Annotated in this window: 16 protein-coding genes; 6 read left to right on the forward strand and 10 right to left on the reverse strand. The window is 68.4% G+C overall.

Annotation, left to right across the window (positions count from 1 at the left end):
• Window positions 1–75: 75 nt before the first annotated feature.
• The 3 genes from ACFUPX_RS06620 to ACFUPX_RS06630 all read right to left on the reverse strand — a co-directional run bounded on the left by ACFUPX_RS06620 (window position 76) and on the right by ACFUPX_RS06630 (window position 3,229).
• Complete coding sequence (locus tag ACFUPX_RS06620) at window positions 76–897, reverse strand: isoprenyl transferase (RefSeq protein WP_383317042.1); 822 nt, start codon at window positions 895–897, stop codon at window positions 76–78.
• Window positions 898–940: 43 nt separating this feature from the next.
• A complete protein-coding gene (recO, locus tag ACFUPX_RS06625; RefSeq protein ID WP_383317045.1) occupies window positions 941–1,693 on the reverse strand; it encodes a DNA repair protein RecO in 753 nt (250 codons plus the stop codon).
• Between the two features lie 63 nt (window positions 1,694–1,756).
• A complete protein-coding gene (locus ACFUPX_RS06630; RefSeq protein ID WP_383317048.1) occupies window positions 1,757–3,229 on the reverse strand; it encodes a membrane-associated oxidoreductase in 1,473 nt (490 codons plus the stop codon).
• Between the two features lie 115 nt (window positions 3,230–3,344).
• Here ACFUPX_RS06630 and ACFUPX_RS06635 point away from each other — a divergent pair, with 115 nt between their 5' ends.
• Window positions 3,345–4,022, forward strand: coding sequence for an AIM24 family protein (locus ACFUPX_RS06635; RefSeq protein ID WP_383317051.1), 678 nt, complete (start codon window positions 3,345–3,347; stop codon window positions 4,020–4,022).
• 27 nt (window positions 4,023–4,049) lie between these two features.
• Here ACFUPX_RS06635 and ACFUPX_RS06640 read toward each other — a convergent pair whose 3' ends face one another.
• Complete coding sequence (locus tag ACFUPX_RS06640; protein WP_383317054.1) at window positions 4,050–5,150, reverse strand: nuclear transport factor 2 family protein; 1,101 nt, start codon at window positions 5,148–5,150, stop codon at window positions 4,050–4,052.
• A gap of 164 nt (window positions 5,151–5,314) precedes the next feature.
• Here ACFUPX_RS06640 and sigJ point away from each other — a divergent pair, with 164 nt between their 5' ends.
• A complete protein-coding gene (gene sigJ, locus ACFUPX_RS06645) occupies window positions 5,315–6,253 on the forward strand; it encodes an RNA polymerase sigma factor SigJ (RefSeq protein ID WP_383317056.1) in 939 nt (312 codons plus the stop codon).
• Window positions 6,254–6,284: 31 nt separating this feature from the next.
• Here the strand turns inward: sigJ and ACFUPX_RS06650 are convergent, their stop codons facing one another.
• The 4 genes from ACFUPX_RS06650 to ACFUPX_RS06665 form a co-directional block, all read right to left on the reverse strand.
• Window positions 6,285–6,908 (reverse strand): DUF1266 domain-containing protein, encoded by a 624-nt coding sequence (locus tag ACFUPX_RS06650; protein ID WP_383317059.1) that lies wholly within the window; start codon window positions 6,906–6,908, stop codon window positions 6,285–6,287.
• A 16-nt stretch (window positions 6,909–6,924) separates the two neighbouring features.
• Window positions 6,925–7,146: a hypothetical protein gene (locus tag ACFUPX_RS06655; RefSeq protein WP_383317505.1), complete on the reverse strand. Its 222-nt coding sequence runs from the start codon at window positions 7,144–7,146 to the stop codon at window positions 6,925–6,927.
• 8 nt (window positions 7,147–7,154) lie between these two features.
• The gene (locus tag ACFUPX_RS06660; RefSeq protein ID WP_383317062.1) at window positions 7,155–7,370 is read right to left on the reverse strand and encodes a hypothetical protein; all 216 of its coding nucleotides are present in this window, start codon (window positions 7,368–7,370) and stop codon (window positions 7,155–7,157) included.
• A 1,910-nt stretch (window positions 7,371–9,280) separates the two neighbouring features.
• Window positions 9,281–9,799 (reverse strand): GNAT family N-acetyltransferase, encoded by a 519-nt coding sequence (locus ACFUPX_RS06665; RefSeq protein ID WP_383317065.1) that lies wholly within the window; start codon window positions 9,797–9,799, stop codon window positions 9,281–9,283.
• A 198-nt stretch (window positions 9,800–9,997) separates the two neighbouring features.
• Here ACFUPX_RS06665 and ACFUPX_RS06670 point away from each other — a divergent pair, with 198 nt between their 5' ends.
• The 4 genes from ACFUPX_RS06670 to ACFUPX_RS06685 are packed head-to-tail and all read left to right on the forward strand — an operon-like array spanning window position 9,998 to window position 15,825.
• Entirely contained in the window at window positions 9,998–10,312 is a 315-nt protein-coding gene (locus ACFUPX_RS06670) for a hypothetical protein (protein ID WP_383317068.1), read from the forward strand.
• 4 nt (window positions 10,313–10,316) lie between these two features.
• Complete coding sequence (locus ACFUPX_RS06675; protein ID WP_383317071.1) at window positions 10,317–14,729, forward strand: DUF6531 domain-containing protein; 4,413 nt, start codon at window positions 10,317–10,319, stop codon at window positions 14,727–14,729.
• Window positions 14,730–14,773: 44 nt separating this feature from the next.
• Entirely contained in the window at window positions 14,774–15,358 is a 585-nt protein-coding gene (locus tag ACFUPX_RS06680; protein WP_383317074.1) for a hypothetical protein, read from the forward strand.
• A gap of 38 nt (window positions 15,359–15,396) precedes the next feature.
• Complete coding sequence (locus ACFUPX_RS06685) at window positions 15,397–15,825, forward strand: contact-dependent growth inhibition system immunity protein (RefSeq protein WP_383317076.1); 429 nt, start codon at window positions 15,397–15,399, stop codon at window positions 15,823–15,825.
• A gap of 29 nt (window positions 15,826–15,854) precedes the next feature.
• On the opposite strand, the gene ACFUPX_RS06690 is transcribed toward ACFUPX_RS06685, so the two are convergent.
• Window positions 15,855–17,735 (reverse strand): beta-galactosidase, encoded by a 1,881-nt coding sequence (locus ACFUPX_RS06690; RefSeq protein ID WP_383317079.1) that lies wholly within the window; start codon window positions 17,733–17,735, stop codon window positions 15,855–15,857.
• Window positions 17,732–18,421, reverse strand: coding sequence for a FadR/GntR family transcriptional regulator (locus tag ACFUPX_RS06695; protein WP_383317083.1), 690 nt, complete (start codon window positions 18,419–18,421; stop codon window positions 17,732–17,734). The genes ACFUPX_RS06690 and ACFUPX_RS06695 overlap by 4 nt, the downstream gene beginning before the upstream one ends.
• Window positions 18,422–18,583 lie beyond the last annotated feature (162 nt).

The following is an 18,583-nucleotide window of genomic DNA, read 5'->3' on the forward strand; positions in this document are numbered from 1 at the left end:
GTCCCCCCACCGCCGGGGGGGGCCCACCCTATGCCGTGGGGGCCGCCCCCCTGTACGTGTATCACCGTACGTGGATCAACTGTTGGCGATCTCTTCCTCGTTCGGGATCGCTCCGCCGAACCGGCGGTCGCGCCCGGCGTACTCCAGGCAGGCCCGCCACAGGTCGCGCCGGTCGAAGTCGGGCCACAGCACGTCCTGGAAGATCATCTCGGCGTAACTGGACTGCCAGATCAGGTAGTTGGAGGTGCGCTGCTCGCCGCTGGGCCGCAGGAACAGGTCCACGTCCGGCATGTCCGGGTAGTACATGTACTTGGCGAAGGTCTTCTCGTTCACCTTCGACGGGTCGAGCTTGCCCGCCGCGACATCGCGGGCGATGGCCTGCGCGGCGTCGGCGATCTCCGCACGGCCGCCGTAGTTGACGCAGAAGTACAGGGTCATCGCGTCGTTGTCGACGGTCTGCTCCTGGGCGATCTGGAGTTCCTGGACGACGGACTTCCACATCTTGGGCATGCGCCCGACCCACCGGATGCGAATCCCGAGCTCATTCATCTCGTCCCGTCGGCGCCGGATGACGTCGCGGTTGAAGTTCATGAGGAAGCGCACCTCGTCGGGCGAACGCTTCCAGTTCTCGGTGGAGAAGGCGTACAGGGAAAGGTTCTTGACGCCCATCTCCAGGCAGCCCTTGAGCACGTCGAGGACGACGCCCTCGCCGACCTTGTGGCCCTCGGTGCGCGGCAGTCCCCGATCCTTGGCCCAGCGTCCGTTGCCGTCCATGACGATCGCCACATGCTTGGGCACCAGCTCGCCGGGGATCTTCGGCGGCGTGGCGCCCGAGGGGTGCGGCTCGGGGACCTTGTACTCACGGCGGGACCGTCCGAGGATTCCGCGTCGTGCCATGGGGGGCTCTCTCCTACCTAGCTGTTCTCTGTACGTGACGTGCTTACGTGGTCTTCTCTACGTACCGCAACGAGCGGAGCCCGCGCTCCAAGTGCCAGTGCAGATAGGCGGAAACGAGCCCGCTGCCCTCCCTGACATGCCGCGCCTCGCACGCGTCCGCCGTCTCCCAGTCCCCGGTGAGCAGCGCACCGAGCAGGCCGAGGGCTTCCAACGAGGGTACGACGCTGCCGGGCACCCGGCAGTCGACGCAGACGGAGCCGCCGGCGGCCACGGAGAAGAACCGGTTCGGACCGGGCATTCCGCACTTCGCGCAGGAGCTGAAACTGGGCGCGTATCCGTTCACCGCGAGGGAGCGCAGAAGGAACGCGTCGAGGATGAGATGCGGCTCGTGCTCGGCATTGGCGAGGGTCCGCAGCCCGCCCACGAGCAGCAGATACTGCTGCACGGCGGGCTCACCCTCATGGTCCGTGAACCGCTCGGCGGTCTCCAGCATGGCCGTACCTGCGGTGTAGCGCGCGTAATCCGTGACGATCCCGCCACCGTACGGAGCGATGGTCTCACTCTGCGTGCACAACGGCAGTCCGCGCCCGATGAGTTCGCTGCCGCGTGCGAAGAACTGCACGTCGACGTGGGAGAAGGGTTCGAGCCGCGCCCCGAACTTGGACTTGGTGCGCCGCACACCACGCGCGACGGCACGGACCCGCCCGTGGCTGCGGGTGAGCAGCGTGATGATGCGGTCCGCCTCACCCAGCTTCTGGGTGCGCAGCACGACGCCGTCATCACGGAACAGACTCATGGCCCCATTCTCGCGCACGGGTCCGACAGCCGTGGCCGGGGTGCCCGATCGCCCTCGACGCTCCTACTGCCGGCTGATCGCCCGCGTGACGCCCGCCGCGATGGTCGTGGCCAGGGTCCACCCCATGACGATCAGGGCGTACGAGAGCGACTGGTACGCCCCTTCCGCGGCGTACGCCTGCTCCTGGCCGAAGCCGATGATGGGGAGCAGCAGGTCGAGCGTGTAGAAGAACGGGTCGAAGTCGGGCGCCTCGTCGGGCTTCAGTGCGCGGGGGTGGTGCAGTGCGTACGTCACGGAACCCACGAGGAGCAGGGAGAACAGCCACAGGGCGGCGCGGGCGGGCCGGTAGCCGTAGCCGACGGTGACGTCCTGGAGGTGGCCCCAGGCCCTGGCCCACCCGGGCCGCGTCGTGCGGTGGCGGCGCAGTTTGGCGAGCAGGACGGTGCGGGCCGCCGCGTCGTCGCCGATGCCTCGGTAGGCCGTGGCGATCTGCTCGTACGAGTAGGGAACGTAGCCGTCGAAGTCCCGCTCCAGGACCCGCAGCCTGCGCTCGGCCGACTCGTGGGGGTGGAGCAAGGCGTACGTGAGTCCGTCGAGGTGCACCTCGTCGGGCCAGGCCTCCGGGGCTATGTACAGCAGGTCGAGCTGGGAGCGGCGCAGGCTGACCGACCCTTCGATGCGCACGGCATCCCGGAGCCACAATTCGCCCACCACGAGGCTGCTGGCGCGCAGGGCCATGCCGCCCGGGTTGGAGAGGCGCGCGCCCGTGAAGTTGAGCTGCCCCGGTATGCGGACGCCCCGCAGGTTGACCCGTCCGTACGCGGTGAGGCGCACGGCGTTCAGGTCGGTTCCGCCGCTGAGGTTGGACGCGTGCAGAGCCGTACCGCCCGGGTTGCTGAGGACCGCGTCGTCGAGGGTGATGTAACCGGCGATGACGGCGGCAGCGAGGCTGACGACACCGTGCGCGGTGAAGCCCCCGTCGGCATGGAGCTCATCGTCGATGGTGACGCGGTTGAGCGCGAGGACGGGCTCGGTGAGCTCCGCACCGGCCGTTCCCACCTCCGCCCCGTCAAGGAAGACCGCCCCGGAGATCCTCGCGCCGCCGAGCCGGACGGGCCCCCGGATCCGGCACCCGGTCATCCGCAGCGAGCCGTCGATCCGCAGGGTGTTGCCGTGCAGGCCGGGCAGTACGGACCAGCCCAGGTTCAGCTGCCGCAGCCGCGCCCCGTAGAGGTCCGGCTCCTCGTCGAAGAAGCAGGCCCACAGGTGGATCGCCCCCGCGACATCGGCGTACTGGAGGTCGAGCGTCCCGCTGATACGGGCTCCGCAGACCCGGAGCACCGGGGTCACCCCCTCCACGCGTGGACCGTCGAGGAGCAGCGCCTGGAGCACCTCGGCCCGTACGGTCCGCTCGGCGCCCCAGTCCGCGCCATGGTCCGCGACCTCCCTGGGCCGCTCCCGGAAGTCGACGGTCCGCCCGCGCGGAAACGCCTCCCACACGCGCCGCTCGGCGGGGGTCAGCTCGTTGATCTCCATCGGCGCGACAATGACGCGAGCCGAGGAAGGTGTCAACAACCCTCATTCGTCCGCCTGTTGCGCCCTGTTGCGCCGCACCTCTGGACGAATCGCTCACACCTGTCAAAATGCCCGCATGAAGAGTGATCTGTTCTCCACCGAGCACATGGCGCAGCAGTCCGTCGTCCCCGGGATGACCCTGCAGAACGCCAAGTCCATCAAGTACGCGGTGAACGGCGAGATGCACGCGCGCCAGGGCGCGATGATCGCCTACCGCGGCGACCTGCAGTTCGAGCGCAAGGGCCAGGGCGTGGGCGGCATGCTCAAGCGGGCGATGACCGGTGAGGGTCTTCCGCTGATGGCGGTGCGCGGTCAGGGGGAGGCCTGGTTCGCGAACGAGGCGCAGAACTGCTTCATCGTCGACATAGAGCCGGGTGACGTCCTGACCGTCAACGGCCGCAACGTCCTGTGCTTCGACTCGACGCTGTCGTACGAGATCAAGACGGTGAAGGGCGCGGGCATCACGGGCGGCGGGCTCTTCAACAGCGTCTTCACGGGGGCCGGGCAGCTCGGCCTGGTCTGCGACGGCAACCCGCTGGTGATCCCGGTGTCGCCCCAGCAGCCGGTGTACGTCGACACGGACGCGGTGGTCGGCTGGACGGCGAACCTGGACACCACGCTCCACCGCTCGCAGTCCATCGGCTCGATGATCAGGGGCGGTTCCGGCGAGGCGGTGCAGCTGATGCTGCGGGGCGAGGGGTACGTCATCGTGCGGCCGAGCGAGGTGACCCCGCAGAAGCCGCAGCAGCACTAGGCCCCCGGGTGCGGGCCCTGGGCCCTGTCAGTATCCGATGGCCTCTCGGAGAAGCAGTACGGTGCCGCGCCCTGGGCGGGGTTCCGCGTTGAGGATGAGCAGGCGGTTGACGGCGCTGGGCATCCCGTACACCGCCTGGGCGCGGGCGTTCTCCAGCGGGAGGGCGTACTCCTCGACGCGGCGCAGCGCTGTGTTCAGGTCGGGCACCACCTTCTGAGCGCCGATGATCCAGACCGCGTGGGCGGCACCGCCCGCGTTGGCGGGGAGCTGACTGCCGCTGCCCGAGGCGAGAACGAGCGAACCGGTCTCGGTGACCGCGGCGACACTGTTGACGACGAATTCGGGGCAGGCGACCAGCCTGCGGATCTCGTCGGCGCCGGCGGCACGGTCGATGGCTAGGACGCGTGGCCGGATGGCGTCGTACTGGCCGCCGCCGTTGATGTCCTCCTCGATGCCGGACAGCCGGAGGGTCTCGCTGGCTCCGGTGAGCACGCCCGCGCCCTCGGGGACCAGTTCCTTCACACGGACCCGCGCGGCCGCGGCGTCGTCGAGGATCTCGGCGGCGAATCCGCCCGCACGCAGCGCGGCGGCTGCCCGTTCCATTTGCCCGGCCGATGCCGGGTCGGCGAAGGACGCGGCCGGAGCCGGGGTGGCCGTGGCGGCTGCCGGGCTTGTCACGGAACCCCGCGCCGCGTGGGGCGCCGTGCCCGCCAGCGGGGAGGTGTCGAGGTACCTGACCTCGTACACCCGCTCGGCGAACTTCCAGCCCTCCGCGGTGCGTTGGTAGCGGTCGTGGTAGACGGCGTAGTTCAGGCCCTGGCGTCCGTCGAGGGTGCGCGCAAGTTCCTGGAGGTAGGCGCGGCCGGTCGCGGTGTCGCCGTCGAGCAGGATCGTGCCGGGGTGTGTGGTCTGTACGAAGAAGTCCCACTGGCTCTGCAGCAGCTCGCCCCCGGCGCGGATCTCCTCACGGCCGACCTGCTCGACGGGGATGTCGGGCATGCGCAGGGCGCCGTCCGGTGTGAACAGCGACGCCAGGCGTGGCCTGTCGCGCATCATCGCGGCGTCGGTGAACTCGCCGCGCAGTGCCTCGATCTCGACGCGGTCCGCGATGGCCTGGAAGTCGTTCATCGTCAGTTCCCTCTCCCTCTTGCTGTCGACCTTGCTGTCGTCTTCACCGGTACGACAGCGCAGCCCTTCGAAATGTGAGGCGGGTGCGTCGGCCTCACATTCCGGTGCGCTGTCCTGTCGTAACGGGTAGAGGCACGGAAGCGAGCGAGGGAGACGGTCGGACCATGACCACCAGAGCCGAGCCCGGCGACGAACAGAGCGATCCGGGCCTCAGCGCGATCATGTGCGAGCGGCGCCGACTGACCAACCTCGCCTATCGGCTCCTCGGGTCCCTTGCCGACGCCGAGGACGTCGTGCAGGAGACCTACACGCGCTGGTACGCCATGTCCGCACGGGAGCAGCAGGCCATCGAGTCGCCCGGCGCCTGGTTGATGAAGGTCGCCGGCCGTATCTGCCTGAACCTGCTCGGCTCGGCGCGGGCCAAGCGGGAGACGTACGTGGGCGCGTGGATCCCGGAACCGCTGCCCGAGCCCACGGAGTCGGTCCACGGGCTCTCCGGGGTCGGCGTCATCGACCCCGTCGACCGGGTCACCCTCGACGAGTCGGTGACGATGGCCTTCCTGGTCGTCCTCGATTCGATGACCCCGGCCGAGCGCGTCGCGTTCGTCCTGCACGACGTCTTCCGCTACCCCTTCGGCGAGGTCGCGGAGATCGTCGGCCGCACTCCGGCGGCGTGCCGCCAACTGGCCACGTCCGCCCGCCGTCGCATCCGCACCGCACAGACCCCGGCGGGCCCGGGTGCCGGGCAGGCCGCCATCGTCAGGCGGTTCAAGGCGGCGTGGGAGGCCAAGGACATCGATGCCCTGATCGGCCTGCTCGACCCCGACGCCACCGCGACCGCCGACGGCGGCGGTATCGCCGTCACCCACCTGCACCCGCTCCTGGGCGGTGAGCGGATCGCACGTGCCTACGCCAGGATCGCGAGCATGTCGGGTGACCGCACGACGTTCCTGGAGTGCACGGTCAACGGTCTGCCCGGCTTGGTGGCGTGGCAGGACGGCGAGCTCGCGACCGTCTTCGCGTTCGAGATCGTGGGTGACCGGATCAGGAATATCTGGGCGGTGCGAAACCCCGAGAAGCTCCGCCGCTGGCGGATGGGCTGAGGAGCGCTACGGAACACCGCGGCGTGACGCGCTAGCGGGCGGTCCTGGCCCGGTCGGGGTGGCCGATCGCTTCCCAGGGGGCGAGGTTCCAGGGGCTCGTCCGGTTCGCCGGGTCCAGGAGCGCCTGGAGGTGGGCGTCGGCCGCGGCCTGGGGCGCGGGGAAGCTCGCGTCCTCGGTGCCGCTGAGGCTGTCCTGCCAGACCTGCCTGCCGATGAGGTAGTGGTCGGCGTACTCCTGCCAGGAGGCGTACGTCCCCGCGACCCTCGGCACGATGTTCTTGAGCCGGTTCCAGGTGTCGGCCTCGCTGAGCATCCCGCAGGCGAAGCCGCGCCGCGCGATGTCCACGTAGAGCGCGATGTCCCAGGCCAGCGGCTCGACGCCGAGGCGCCGCCGGGCCATGGCACGGTAGCCGGTGTTCGCCAGCCCGCCCAGGCGCCCGAGCAGCTGCTCGGGCGCGGTGATCTCCCACTGATCGGCCAGCCACTTCTGGGCCTTGCCGTCGTCGATGCGGGTGAACGGATACAGGGTCGTGCGGGACGCGTCCTTGTCCCGGCTCACCGGCGCGCCCAGCGACACCATCCAGAGCTGGTGCATGGTGAGCGGTGCCGGGTACTTGGACCCGACCTTCGGCTTGCTCCACTTCCATATGGCCATGGCGCCGCACCATACGTCACGGGACTTCGCCCCGGCTCCGGGCATTCGCATAGGCGGTAGCGGCGCGCAGCCGCTCCGAGTCGGTGGCGGTTCTGAGCGCGTCCGGCGCGCAGTCCCACTCCCGTCCGCCGCCGAAGGGACGGAGCTGGATGTAGGGCCCTTCGTGCCCCATGACCCTGCCGACCTGCCCGGTACGGGTGTCAACGGCGTACACCCCAATGGGCGGATGCAGGTTCATGTTCATGCTCATACCGCCCCAACGCCTTCACCACAGGCCCCCACGACGCCGGAAGATCCCCCCAATTCAATGTGCGGACAGGGGTCCTCGCGGGACCAGGATGTGGGGTCGATCCGCAATGACGGAAGAATAATTCCGGCCCGCACGAGCACGGCACGCAATTCCTTCACGGTCTCCTCCGCTTCTTCGACGCATGACGCCGAGTGCACCTTGCTTTCAGCCATGACGTGGCTCCCCTTTCCCACCGGATTTCACGCTTCGCACCTCGGCGGAGACGGCCCCGACCTACACTCGCCAGGAGTCTGTGCCCTACAACGGCGTTGCGGCGAGGGGTGGTTGCCCATGGCCAACGATCCGTCCCCCCTTGGCATCAATTCGAACAGACAATTCAGAAACCACAGTTGGCTGTCGAGCAACGAATCGACGATCCGCCGCAATCCGCCGCAATTCTCAAGCGAATGCGCCGAAACACGGCAAGCGGATTGCCTCGCGGCGGCGACGGAGCTCGATCCCCTGGCCCCGCACGTCTGCGCACGAGTACGACGACCTGAGCAACGCCCGCTGGCACAAGAGCACGTGCAGCAGGGCCGAAGGCGGCAACTGCACCAAGACAGCCGTCGAAGCCCCGGCATCAAGAACCCCCAGGGACGAAGGCTTCGACGACCCAGCGGCGAACAGGGCACCGGGGCCGCCCGGTGGTCCTGAGGTTGGCGGTTCCGGGCCGGGTGTAAAGGGCGCTCCTGCGTCGCGTCGGCTGCGCCGATTGCGCTGCGCTCCACCCTTGACACCCGTCCCTCCACCGCGCGAGGGAAGACGACCGGACGGCCCAAGGGGCGGGACTCTCGACCACTCCCGTCGAGTCGTGGGGCCGTCTTGCCGAGTGCGGACTAGTTCGTCGGGGGTGGCCGGCAGGGGGAGGGGCACGCGACCGCTCCGGAAATGGGCGCTGGCCTCGTAAAGCGACTACCGACCGGATCTTCCGGGTGCGCCGGCAGGGGTTGGGGTGCGCAGCCGCTCCGGGGATGGGCCTGGTCCCGTCAAGCGGCTGCCAATCGGATCGTCGGGGTGGCTGTCACGGGTCGGGGTGCGCGGCCGCCCAGGGAATGGCCCCGATCTCGTCAAGCGGCTGCCAATCGGATCGTCGGGGTAGCTGTCACGGGTCGGGGTGCGCGGCCGCCCAGGGAATGGCCCCGATCTCGTCAAGCGGCTGCCAACCGGGTCGTCGGGGGTGGCTGTCACGGGTGTGGTGGCGTGCAGGCCCTCGGTATCGGCGGGAGCGGGGCTCACGGTCATCAGTGGGCTGGGCCGCGAAGAGCGCCCCCGCATGCGGTCCTCGGGCGCGGCACAGCGGCGTGCGGAGCGCGTTTCGCACGAAAGTCCCACGCCATCGCGCCCAGAGGCAAGGATCGGCGGGATTCTTCTGCATCTGCCACCCGCCATCCCCCACCCGGCGTTCGGCGTCGTTCGGCGTCGTCCGCGCGTGGGGCACCTACTTCGGGAAAGTTGTGTTCTGGCAGACGGGGGGCGCGCGCGTTTCGTAACGCGCCTTCTCGGAATTAGGTGCCGGACCCCCAGCAGCCCCCCGGTCAGGAGGCCGGGCGCTCGTCGCCAACTACGAGCCGCGTGGGGCCGGAACGGCGAGATCCCCGTGCCCTCCGCCCCGGAAGAACCAAATCCGAGCGATAACCGCCTGACGAGACCGCCACCGACCCCGGGGCAGCCGCGCACCCCACCCCGGCCACCCCCGACGAACCGGTCGGCAGCCGCTTGACGAAACCGGCACCCCTCCCCGGGCCATTCGCGGACCGGGCGCCCGCCCTTCTCCCCCTGACGGTCACGCCGGAAGAACCAGTCCGCACTCGGCAGGAATGCCGATGGAGAATGACGGGAGTGGTCGAGAGTCTCGCCCCTTGGGCCGTCCGGTCGTCTTCCCTCGCGCGGTGGAGGGACGGGTGTCAAGGGTGGAGCGCAGCGCAATCGGCGCAGCCGACGCGACGCAGGAGCGCCCTTTACACCCGGCCCGGAACCGCCAACCTCAGGACAACCGGGCGGCCCCGGTACAAAGCAAAGCCCCCGGCCCAGCAAAGCCCCCGCCCCTACACCGACCAACACACCCCAGGCTCGCCCCCCAGGCTCAGCGGAGCTCCCGAAAGTAGCGGACCTCCGTCCACCCCTCCAGCGGCAACGCCACCTCCCCCACCACCACGAACCCCGTACGCTCCAGCACCGCACGGGACCCCGCATTGCCCGCGTCCGTCGCGGCCCGAAGCGCGGTCAGCCCGTACTCGGCATGGGCCAGCTCGCAGAGCCGGCGTACGGCAGCGGTGGCGAGGCCGCGACCCCCCGCACGCTCGGCGACGCGGTAGCCGAGCTCCGCCTCACCACCCGCGACATCAACAAGATTGACCCGCCCCACCACAGCGCCATCAGTATCGGCATCAGTATCGGCATCAGCTTCACCATCGACCAGGACGTGGAAGTGACAGGTACCCGCGTCCTGTTCGGCCAGCAAAGCCTCATGGCGTATGTCGAACTCGGCGAAGTACGCGTCACCACGATCCGGCACGGACTTCGCGAAGTAGTCCCGGTTCTCCAACTCGAAGGCAAGCAGGGCAGGAGCGTGATCGCGGCGCAGACGCTGGAGTTCGGGCATGGTGGAACGCTAACTCCGCTGCCCATGCTGCCGCACGGGGAAATCCTGGCGAGATCTCTGCCCCACGACGCGACGGGCGAGCACCGCAGCACCGGCTTTACTTCCCCATGATCAACCCAGGACGGTCCCTATACCCGGACCCACTAGTGTGCGCGTTGGCATGTGCACACGGTGGGAACGCGGGGGCGGGCAACAGCCATGGGTGATCTGGGCAAGGATTCCGAGTCGATAGCGAACGCGGCACCGCTCCTGCGGAAAGCCCCGCATCACATCGCGAAGCCGCTGAACGACTTCAAGACGGAGTCGCACGACCTGTCGGCACTGGGCGCACTCGGGGCGTTGACGAGCGCCACCGACGACGTGCGCGAGGGCATGGAGACGCTCTCCGAGCTGGCCAAGGACCTCGTCGACGAGTGGCATGACGAGGCGAAGCTGATGACGGACCTGTCCGAGGCCTTCGACGCCCTGGACCTGCTGCTCGAAGCCGCACTGCGCGCCAAGAAGCAGGGCTGAGCCGGTGGTCGACCTCAACCCCCTCCACTACATCAACAAGTTCAACCACATGGCCGGCGACAACATGGCCAGCATGATGGAGTTCCTGGGGATCTCCGATCCGGCGGTCGACCCGGACGGCATCCGGGAGATCGCCAAGAAGTGGCGCGGCCTGGCCAAGGCGGTGGACGCCTCCGTCAAGGAGGCCGAACACGCCCTGAAGGACGTGACGTGGGAGGGCAAGACCGCCACCGCGTTCAGCAAACGGGCGAAGAAGACCCGCACGCAGGCCACCACGATGGCCGACTCGCTGCGTGACGGCGCGGACGCGCTGGACAAGTTCGCCGACGAGGCGCACGAACTCCTCACCGAACTCAACGTGATCATCCTGGAGATCATCGAGGTCGAGATGGCCAGCCTCGCGCTCTCCGTCCTCACCGGCGGCGCTTCCGCCGTGGTCGGTAGCCTGGCCGCGGGCGCACGGTTCGCGAAGGCGATGGCGGTGATCGGCCGGATCGAGCACGCGGGCACCGCGATGGCCCGCACGATCCGCGCGGTCCTCGAAGTCATCCGCGGCCTCTCCCGCGCACTGAAGACGCTCAAGGAGATCAAGACGATCGCCCGGGTCGGCAAGATGGCCGGCTCCGGCGCCAAGTACGCCGCCCTGGACACCCTCCTCAAGGACCCCGCCACCTTCAAGGACCCGGCGAAACTGGCCGAGACCCTGGCGATGGGAGCAGCATTCGGCGTGGGCCTGGGCAGCCTGGGCAAGCTGCTCGGCAAGGGATTGGGCAAGCTCAAGCCCAAGGACCTGGCCAAGCTGCGCGGCGCGATGAAGCTCAACTGCGCCTCGTTCAAACGGCTTTCGATGCGCCCCGGGTTCGACAAGCTCCCCGCGTCGGTCCGCAACGCGCTCAAGAAGTTCGTCCGGGACCCGATCGACGTGGCCACCGGAGACATGGCCCTGCCCCGCACGGACATCCACCTGCCGGGCGTACTCCCCCTCGTCCTGGAACGCACGCACCTCTCCTCCTACCGCTTCGGCGGCTGGTTCGGCCCGTCCTGGTCCTCGACGCTCGACCAGCGCATCCAGGCCGACGACGAGGGCTTCATCTACGCGGCGGCGGACGGCGCCCGCCTCTGCTTCCCCATGCCCGACCCGGAGACGGACGGCGCGGTCACCCCCGAGACTCCGGGCTCACACCTCACCCTGACCTGGGACGAGGAGATAGACGGAGCGATCCGGATCACGGACCCGGACAGCGGCCTGACCCAGGTGTTCCACAGCCCGGTCCCGGCGGCCGACGGCGAGGCGGTGGACCTGCCGCTCCAGTACATCCAGGACCGCAACGGCAACCGCATCACCATCGAGTACGACGAGGCCGACATCCCCGCGGCGGTGACGCACTCCGGTGGCTACCACATAGCCCTGGACCGCCACGAAACCCTCGACCGCGTGACCGGCCTGAGGCTGCTCGACTCCACCGCCCCCGACCGGCCCGGCACCACCCTGATCACCTTTGCCTACGACGAGGCCGGCCACCTGACCGGGGAGACCAACTCCTCTGTCCTGCCCATGCGTTACACGTACGACGACGCGGGCCGCATCACCTCCTGGACCGACCGCAACGGCACCACGTACTGGTACCGCTACGACGCCCAGGGCCGCGTAACGGAAACGGGCGGCACGGGCAACGCCCTCGCCTCCACCCTCACGTACGAGGACACCACCCACACGACCCGGGTGACGGACTCCCTGGGCCACACCCGCGTATACGAACACAATGCCCACGGCCGCCTGATCCGCGAGACCGACCCGCTGGGCCACGTCACCACCCAGGAGTGGGACACCGAGCACCAACTTCTGGCGTTCACAGACGCGCTGGGCCATCTCACACGGTACGCATATGACGAGGCCGGCCACGTGACGTGCGTGACGCGGCCGGACGGCGCGGAAACCTCCGCCGAGTACGGCGAGCTGGGGTTGCCGACCCTGATGACCGAAGCCGACGGTTCACGCTGGGTCCGGGAATACGACGAGTCCGGCAACCTTGCGGCCGTCACCGACCCCGCCAACCGCACCGTGCGCTACAGCTATGACAGTACGGGCGGCGTCACGCAGATCACGGATGCCCTCGGCCACTGCACTCTGCTGCGCAACGACGAGGCAGGCTTGGTTGTCGAAGTGACGGATGCCTTGGGCTCGGTGAGCACCTATGAGCGTGACGCCTTCGGTCGGCACGTCGCTCTGACAAACCCCCTTGGCGAGCGGACCCGCCTGGAGTGGACGGTCGAGGGCAAACCGGCCCGCCGCGTCGAGGCCGACGGCTCGGAGGAGCTCTGGCTCTATGACGGGGAAGGGAACTGCACGCACCGTACGGATGCCAATGGGGGCGTCTCACGATTCGAGTTCACACACTTCGATGTCATGTCGGCCCGTACCGATGCCGATGGAGTGCGCCATGAGTTCGCCTATGACAGTGAGCTCAGGCTCACGAAGGTCGCCAACCCGCAGGGCCTGACGTGGGACTACGAGTACGACACGGCTGGCCGCCTGGTCGCGGAGTCGGACTTTGACGACCGCGTGCAGCGATACGCGCATGATGCGGCAGGCCAGTTGACGGAACGAATGAACCCACTCGGTCAGGTGATCCGCTACTGGCGCAACGAGTTCGGACAAGCGACCAGGAAGGATTCCGCAGGACGGATCACTGACTTCACGTACGACGCGTCGGGCCGCATGCTGCGAGCGGCCGCACCCGACTCTGTCCTTGAGCTGCACTGGGACGAGAGCGGCCAGCTCCGCTCGGAGGCCGTCGCCGATCGTGAGCTGAGCTACTCCTACGACGGTCTCGGCCGCCGCACGCGTCGCACGACGCCGTCGGGCGCGGTGAGTACGTGGTCGTACGACGCGGTCGGGAACCGGACTCAGCTGACGACAGCCGGTCGAAGCCTGCGCTTCGAGCACGACGCCGCAGGGCGCGAGACGACCCGCCGTGTAGGCGATCACCTCACCTTCGCTCACACCTTTGACGAACGAGGCCGCCTGGGAAGCCAGACCGTCTTGGGCGCGCAGGGGAGCCATGTCCAGGAGCGCGCATACCGCTACCGAATGGACGGCTATCTGACGGCTATCGAGGATGGACGCGCAGGTACAAGGAACTTCGAGCTTGATGCTGTCGGCCGCGTCAAGGCGGTTCGGGCTCAAGGGTGGACCGAAACGTACGCCTACGACGCGGCGGGAAACCAGACGGATGCCTCCTGGCCGACGGCTCATCCCGGCCAGGAGGTACAGGGGCAGCGCGCCTACATCGGGACGAGAATCCTGCGGGCCGGCGGCATCCGGTACGAGCACGATGCCGCAGGCCGCATCGTCTTGCGGCAAAAGGCCCGCCTTTCCCGCAAGCCCGACACATGGCGGTACACGTGGGACGCCGAAAACCGTCTCACTTCGGTCACCACCCCGGACGGCGTTGAATGGCGCTACGCGTATGACCCCCTGGGGCGACGCATCGCCAAGGAACGGATCGCGGGAGACGGGACTACGGTCGCCGAGCGCGTCGAATTCACGTGGGACGGCACCACGCTCTGCGAGCAGACCACCCACGGCGAGGAACTCCCGGCCCCCGTCACCTTGACATGGGATCACGACGGGACTCGGCCTCTGGCCCAGACCGAGCGTATATCCGCAGGCGGCGTGTCTCAGGAGCAGATAAACGAGCGCTTCTACGCGATCGTCACCGACCTCGTCGGCACCCCGACGGAGCTGATCGACGAGGCCGGTAACATCGCCTGGCGTACACGCTCCACGCTCTGGGGCACTACTGCATGGGCCGCTGACAGCACTACTTACACGCCTCTCCGGTTTCCGGGCCAGTACTTCGACCCGGAAACCGGCCTGCATTACAACTATTTCCGGCACTACGACCCCGGAACTGGCCGCTTCCATTCACCGGACCCTCTGGGACTCAGCCCTGCGGACAATCCCCTAACTTATCCGCACAACCCATGTACCTGGTCCGATCCGCTCGGCCTCGCACCAGAGTGTGGGGACCCGCCCCCCAGTCAGTGGTACCCGGATGAGAACTACTCTCCGGAAGCGATCAAGCAGCGTGGTTCGGGGAACAAGGATCGCGAGAATTGGTTCAATACCCCCCAAGACGCCCACGATCTGATAGGCCAAATCGTACGGAATCCGAACTATCCGCAGCGCGTGACCGGACCGGTCCACAATCGGCAGCCGGACTTCTACCAGGGAGGCAACTCCCGTGCCGGCCAGCGGTGGGCAGGATCGCCCATCTATGACAACGGCAACCCCTCGAGTCAGCTGCGAGTCGTCGTCGACGGTGACGGGAACATCGCCTACTTCGGCAGGCGCAAGGACGGTTCGCACAACTACGATCAGGTCATTCCATACCCTTGGGCAAAGAGATCGTAGCCGCGACGCCTACAGATTCCGATCGAGCTTCACAGAGGATCCCCATGCAAGAAGGCGAATTGACGAAGTCGCTGGCCGAGGCCGGCCTGAAATACTTGGGCATGATTGATTCAGCCGCTCCCCTCATTCCGCCGAACCTCGCGTCCTTCGCTAACTCGACAGCCACTGAGGGGCGGGAGATTGGCATTGGTCTGGAGAACGACCTGCCGGACCTTCAGAAGAAGGCGAACGCCGAGTGGTACAGACTCTCCACCGGCGAGGGCCTGTTCTCAGCAGCTGCCCCGGAGTTCCTGCTGTCCGTCACCGACAGCGCGGGTGAGTCGCCGCATAGCTTGTGGTGGGCGCGTGTGACGCTGGATGCGGAGTGGGATCTCGCCGGGGCCGGCGCCGCGGCCGGCGTCACGGGGGCCGGGTGGGGCCACCCTGAGTTCGTGATGTTGTCTGTCGACGGCAATGTCATCGCTCGAGTGTCAACGGGGCAGGAATACACGGACTGCATCCTCTTGAAGAACCCACACCACATTCAAACGCTCAGAGATTTCGGTGCCGATATGGCCCATTGGTCGCATCTTCCAAAGTCCACGCGAGACGCTGTCGCGCGCTGGCTGGAAAACACAGGAACACCGTAGCCCGGGTTCTCGGACATTGTGCAGCGAGGATTCCTGTGGTGAACGAAGGGGAAGGGCCGTCCCTTGACTGCCCTAGCTCGCTCGAGCAACTGGAAGGCCGCCGCTGGCCGGAGGCCCCCGCGGACACGACCCCCATGGTCCAGAACGTGTACGAGCTGCGGCGGCGCCCCATCGGAACCCTGGAGCCGCACGAGTTGGCCCGGCTGATCGGCCAGGACGAGGGTCTCGCCTGGCTGTTGCCGCTGGCCGTGGAGATCCTGCGGGACACCGCGCCACAACAGGCGGCGGGCGGCTGGTTCGACGACGATCTGTTGTACGCCGTCGTCACCAGGAGCCCGGAGGTATGGGCCGCCGACCCCGAACTCGCCCGCGAACTCAGACAAGCGCTGGCAGTACTGGACGGCCTTTCACGCTACGTCAAACAGGACATCGACCGGCTCCTCGCGTCGCTTCCCGAAGGCGGGTGAATCCTGCACCGGCCTCGGCGAGCATGCGTTCAGCGCCCCCGAATCACCTCCACCGAACAGTCCCGCGGATCCAGCCGCACATGCACCCTCTCCCCCGCCCCCGTAACCCGCGTCCGCACCTGCACCCCCTCCGGGAGGTCCGGGAGCGCCGGTTCCACCCCGCATTCCCCTCTCACCCGGTCCAGCAGTTCCCGCATCTCCTTCGGGGCGGGGCGCGTGCTCAGGTACCAGGCCACTCCCTCGCCGTACTCGTGGCGGGTCACCGTCGGGAAGCCGTCGGGGGATGTGTGTACCGCCTCCGCGCCCTCCAGGCGGATCTCCTCCGACCAGGTGCCGTCGGCGGCGGGGGCGAACTCCTCCACCCGGAGGCCGAGGAGGGCGCGGAACGGGGCCGGGTAGCCGCCCAGGTGGACTCTGTCGTGTTCGTCCGTGATTCCTGAGAAGTAGGACATGACCACCGTGCCGCCACCCCGTACATACGCGCTGATTCGTTCCGCGGTCTCCTTTGATACCGAGTAAAGGTTGGGGATCAGCAGCAAGTGGTACTTGGTGAAGTCGCCGTCCACCGGGACTACGTCGCACGCCACCGACGCCTCGTACAGCGGCTTGTGGTGCGCCAGGGCCGCGTCCAGGAGCGTTACGTCCGCGCTCGGGTGGGCGTCCAGTTCCAGGGCCCACCAGCTCGGCCAGTCCAGGAGCAGGGCCGCCTGTGCCCGTAGGGGGTGGGAGCCCAGGAGGTCCGGGTGCCGGGACAGCTCCGCGCCCAGCGCGGCCACCTCCCGGAACATCCGCGTCTCCCGGCCCCCGTGCGGCACCATCGCCGAGTGGAACTTCTCCGCTCCCCCGCGCGACTGCCGCCACTGGAAGAACAGCACCGAATCCGCGCCGTGCGCCACCGCCTGCCAGCTGTCCAGGCGCATCCGGCCCGGCGGCTTTCTGCCGTTGTGTGCCCGCCAGTTCACCGCGCCTGGGGCCTGTTCGAGGAGCAGCCAGGGCTTGCCGTCCTTCAGGCCTCGCATGACGTCGTACGAGAAGGCCGTTCGGTGCAGGGACTCCGGGTCGTGCGGGTCCGGGTACGAGTCGTACGACACCACGTCCAGGTGCGGGGCCCAGCTGAAGAGGTCCAGTGTCTTCGCCACCGGGACGAAGTTCGTTGTCACCGGTACGTCCGGTGTGATGCGGGTCAGGACCTCCTTCTCCGCCAAGTAGCACGCGAGGAGTGCGTCCGACGAGAAGCGCCAGTAGTCCAGCTGCTGGGTCGGGTTGCGGAACGACGGGGCCTTGCGCGGGGTGTGGATCTCCTCGAACGTGCCGTAGCGCTGCGACCAGAAGTCCGTCGACCACGCCTCGTTGAGCGCCGCCACTGTGCCGTACCGCTCCCGCAGCCATGTGCGGAACGCCGCCGTAGACACCTCGCAGTGGCAGTGGCGTGAGATGTGGCAGCCGTATTCGTTGCCGATGTGCCACAGCGCGAGGGCGGGGTGCGTGCCGTAGCGCGTGGCCAGGCGTTCCGTCAGGCGGATCGAATGGCGGCGGTAGACCGGGCTCGACGGGCACCAGTGCTGGCGCGAGCCGGGGTGCAGGCGGACGCCGTCCTCCGTCACCGGGAGGGTTTCCGGGTGCAGGCGCGTCAGCCACGGCGGCGGGGACGCCGTCATCGTGGCGAGGCTGACCGCCACGCCCGCCTCCGCCAGGCGGTCCATGTGGCCGTCCAGCCAGGTGAAGTCGTACGCCCCGGGAGCCGGCTCCGTCTTCGCCCACGAGAAGATCCCGAGCGTCACGAGGTTCACGCCCGCCTCGCGCATCAGCTCCATGTCCTCGGCGTGGACGTCCGGGCCCCACTGCTCGGGGTTGTAGTCGCCCCCGTACGCCGGCGACGACAACCGGTCGTAGAACCGGCTCAGCCTCATCCCACACCCCTCGACCGCTCGCCCGACCGCGCCTCGATCCCCCGGAAGTGGTCCGCCATCGCCCGCTGGGCCCCCTCCACGTCCCGCGCCCGCAGCGCCGTCACGATGTCCCGGTGCCTGCCCACCGTCACGTCCGGCGCCGGATCGCGCGCCCAGCCCCGCACGCCCGCCACCCGGTGGAAGACGTTCCAGAACGCGCCGAGCAGCTGCGGCACCAGCTCGTTGCCCAGCGAGCGGTAGAGCGTTTCGTGGAATTCGCGGTCCAGTTCGGGGAAGGCCGTGCCCGCATCCGACGCCTCCTCCATCTTCCGTACCAGTGCCTCCAGTTGGGTCAGCTCCTCGTCCGTGAGCAGTACCGCCACCCGTCGCACCAGGCCCTCCTCGAGGACCTCCCGCACCTGAAGGATCTCCGCCAGGGCGTGGGTGTCGTCCGCCAGTTGCGCCAACGCGCGGAACGTGAGGCCGTCGGCCAGCGGTGTCAGCGACGCCTGGCCCACATACGTTCCGTAGCCGTGCCTTATCTCCACGATGTCCAGGGCCTGGAGTGCCTTGAGCGCCTCGCGCACCGAGTTCCTGCTGACCCCCAGCTCTTCCATCAGCTCGGCCTCGGTGGGCAGCGGGGCGCCCGGCCGAAGTCTTCTGTCGAGGATCAACTGCATGACCGAGCGCTGGACTTGGCTGCCCACACGCCGTCCCCGAACTGGCTCCCGAACTGGCTCCTGAACTGGCCCCCGAAAAGGCTCCTGAACTGGCTCCTGAGGCATGCGGCACATCGTAGGCACGGATGACATCCCACGTCCCACCTCCGGACCAACATCCTTCAGGGCCAACCGCGTTCGGATCCGTGC

It is taken from the genome of Streptomyces sp. NPDC057302, assembly GCF_042667685.1.
Taxonomy (GTDB): domain Bacteria; phylum Actinomycetota; class Actinomycetes; order Streptomycetales; family Streptomycetaceae; genus Streptomyces.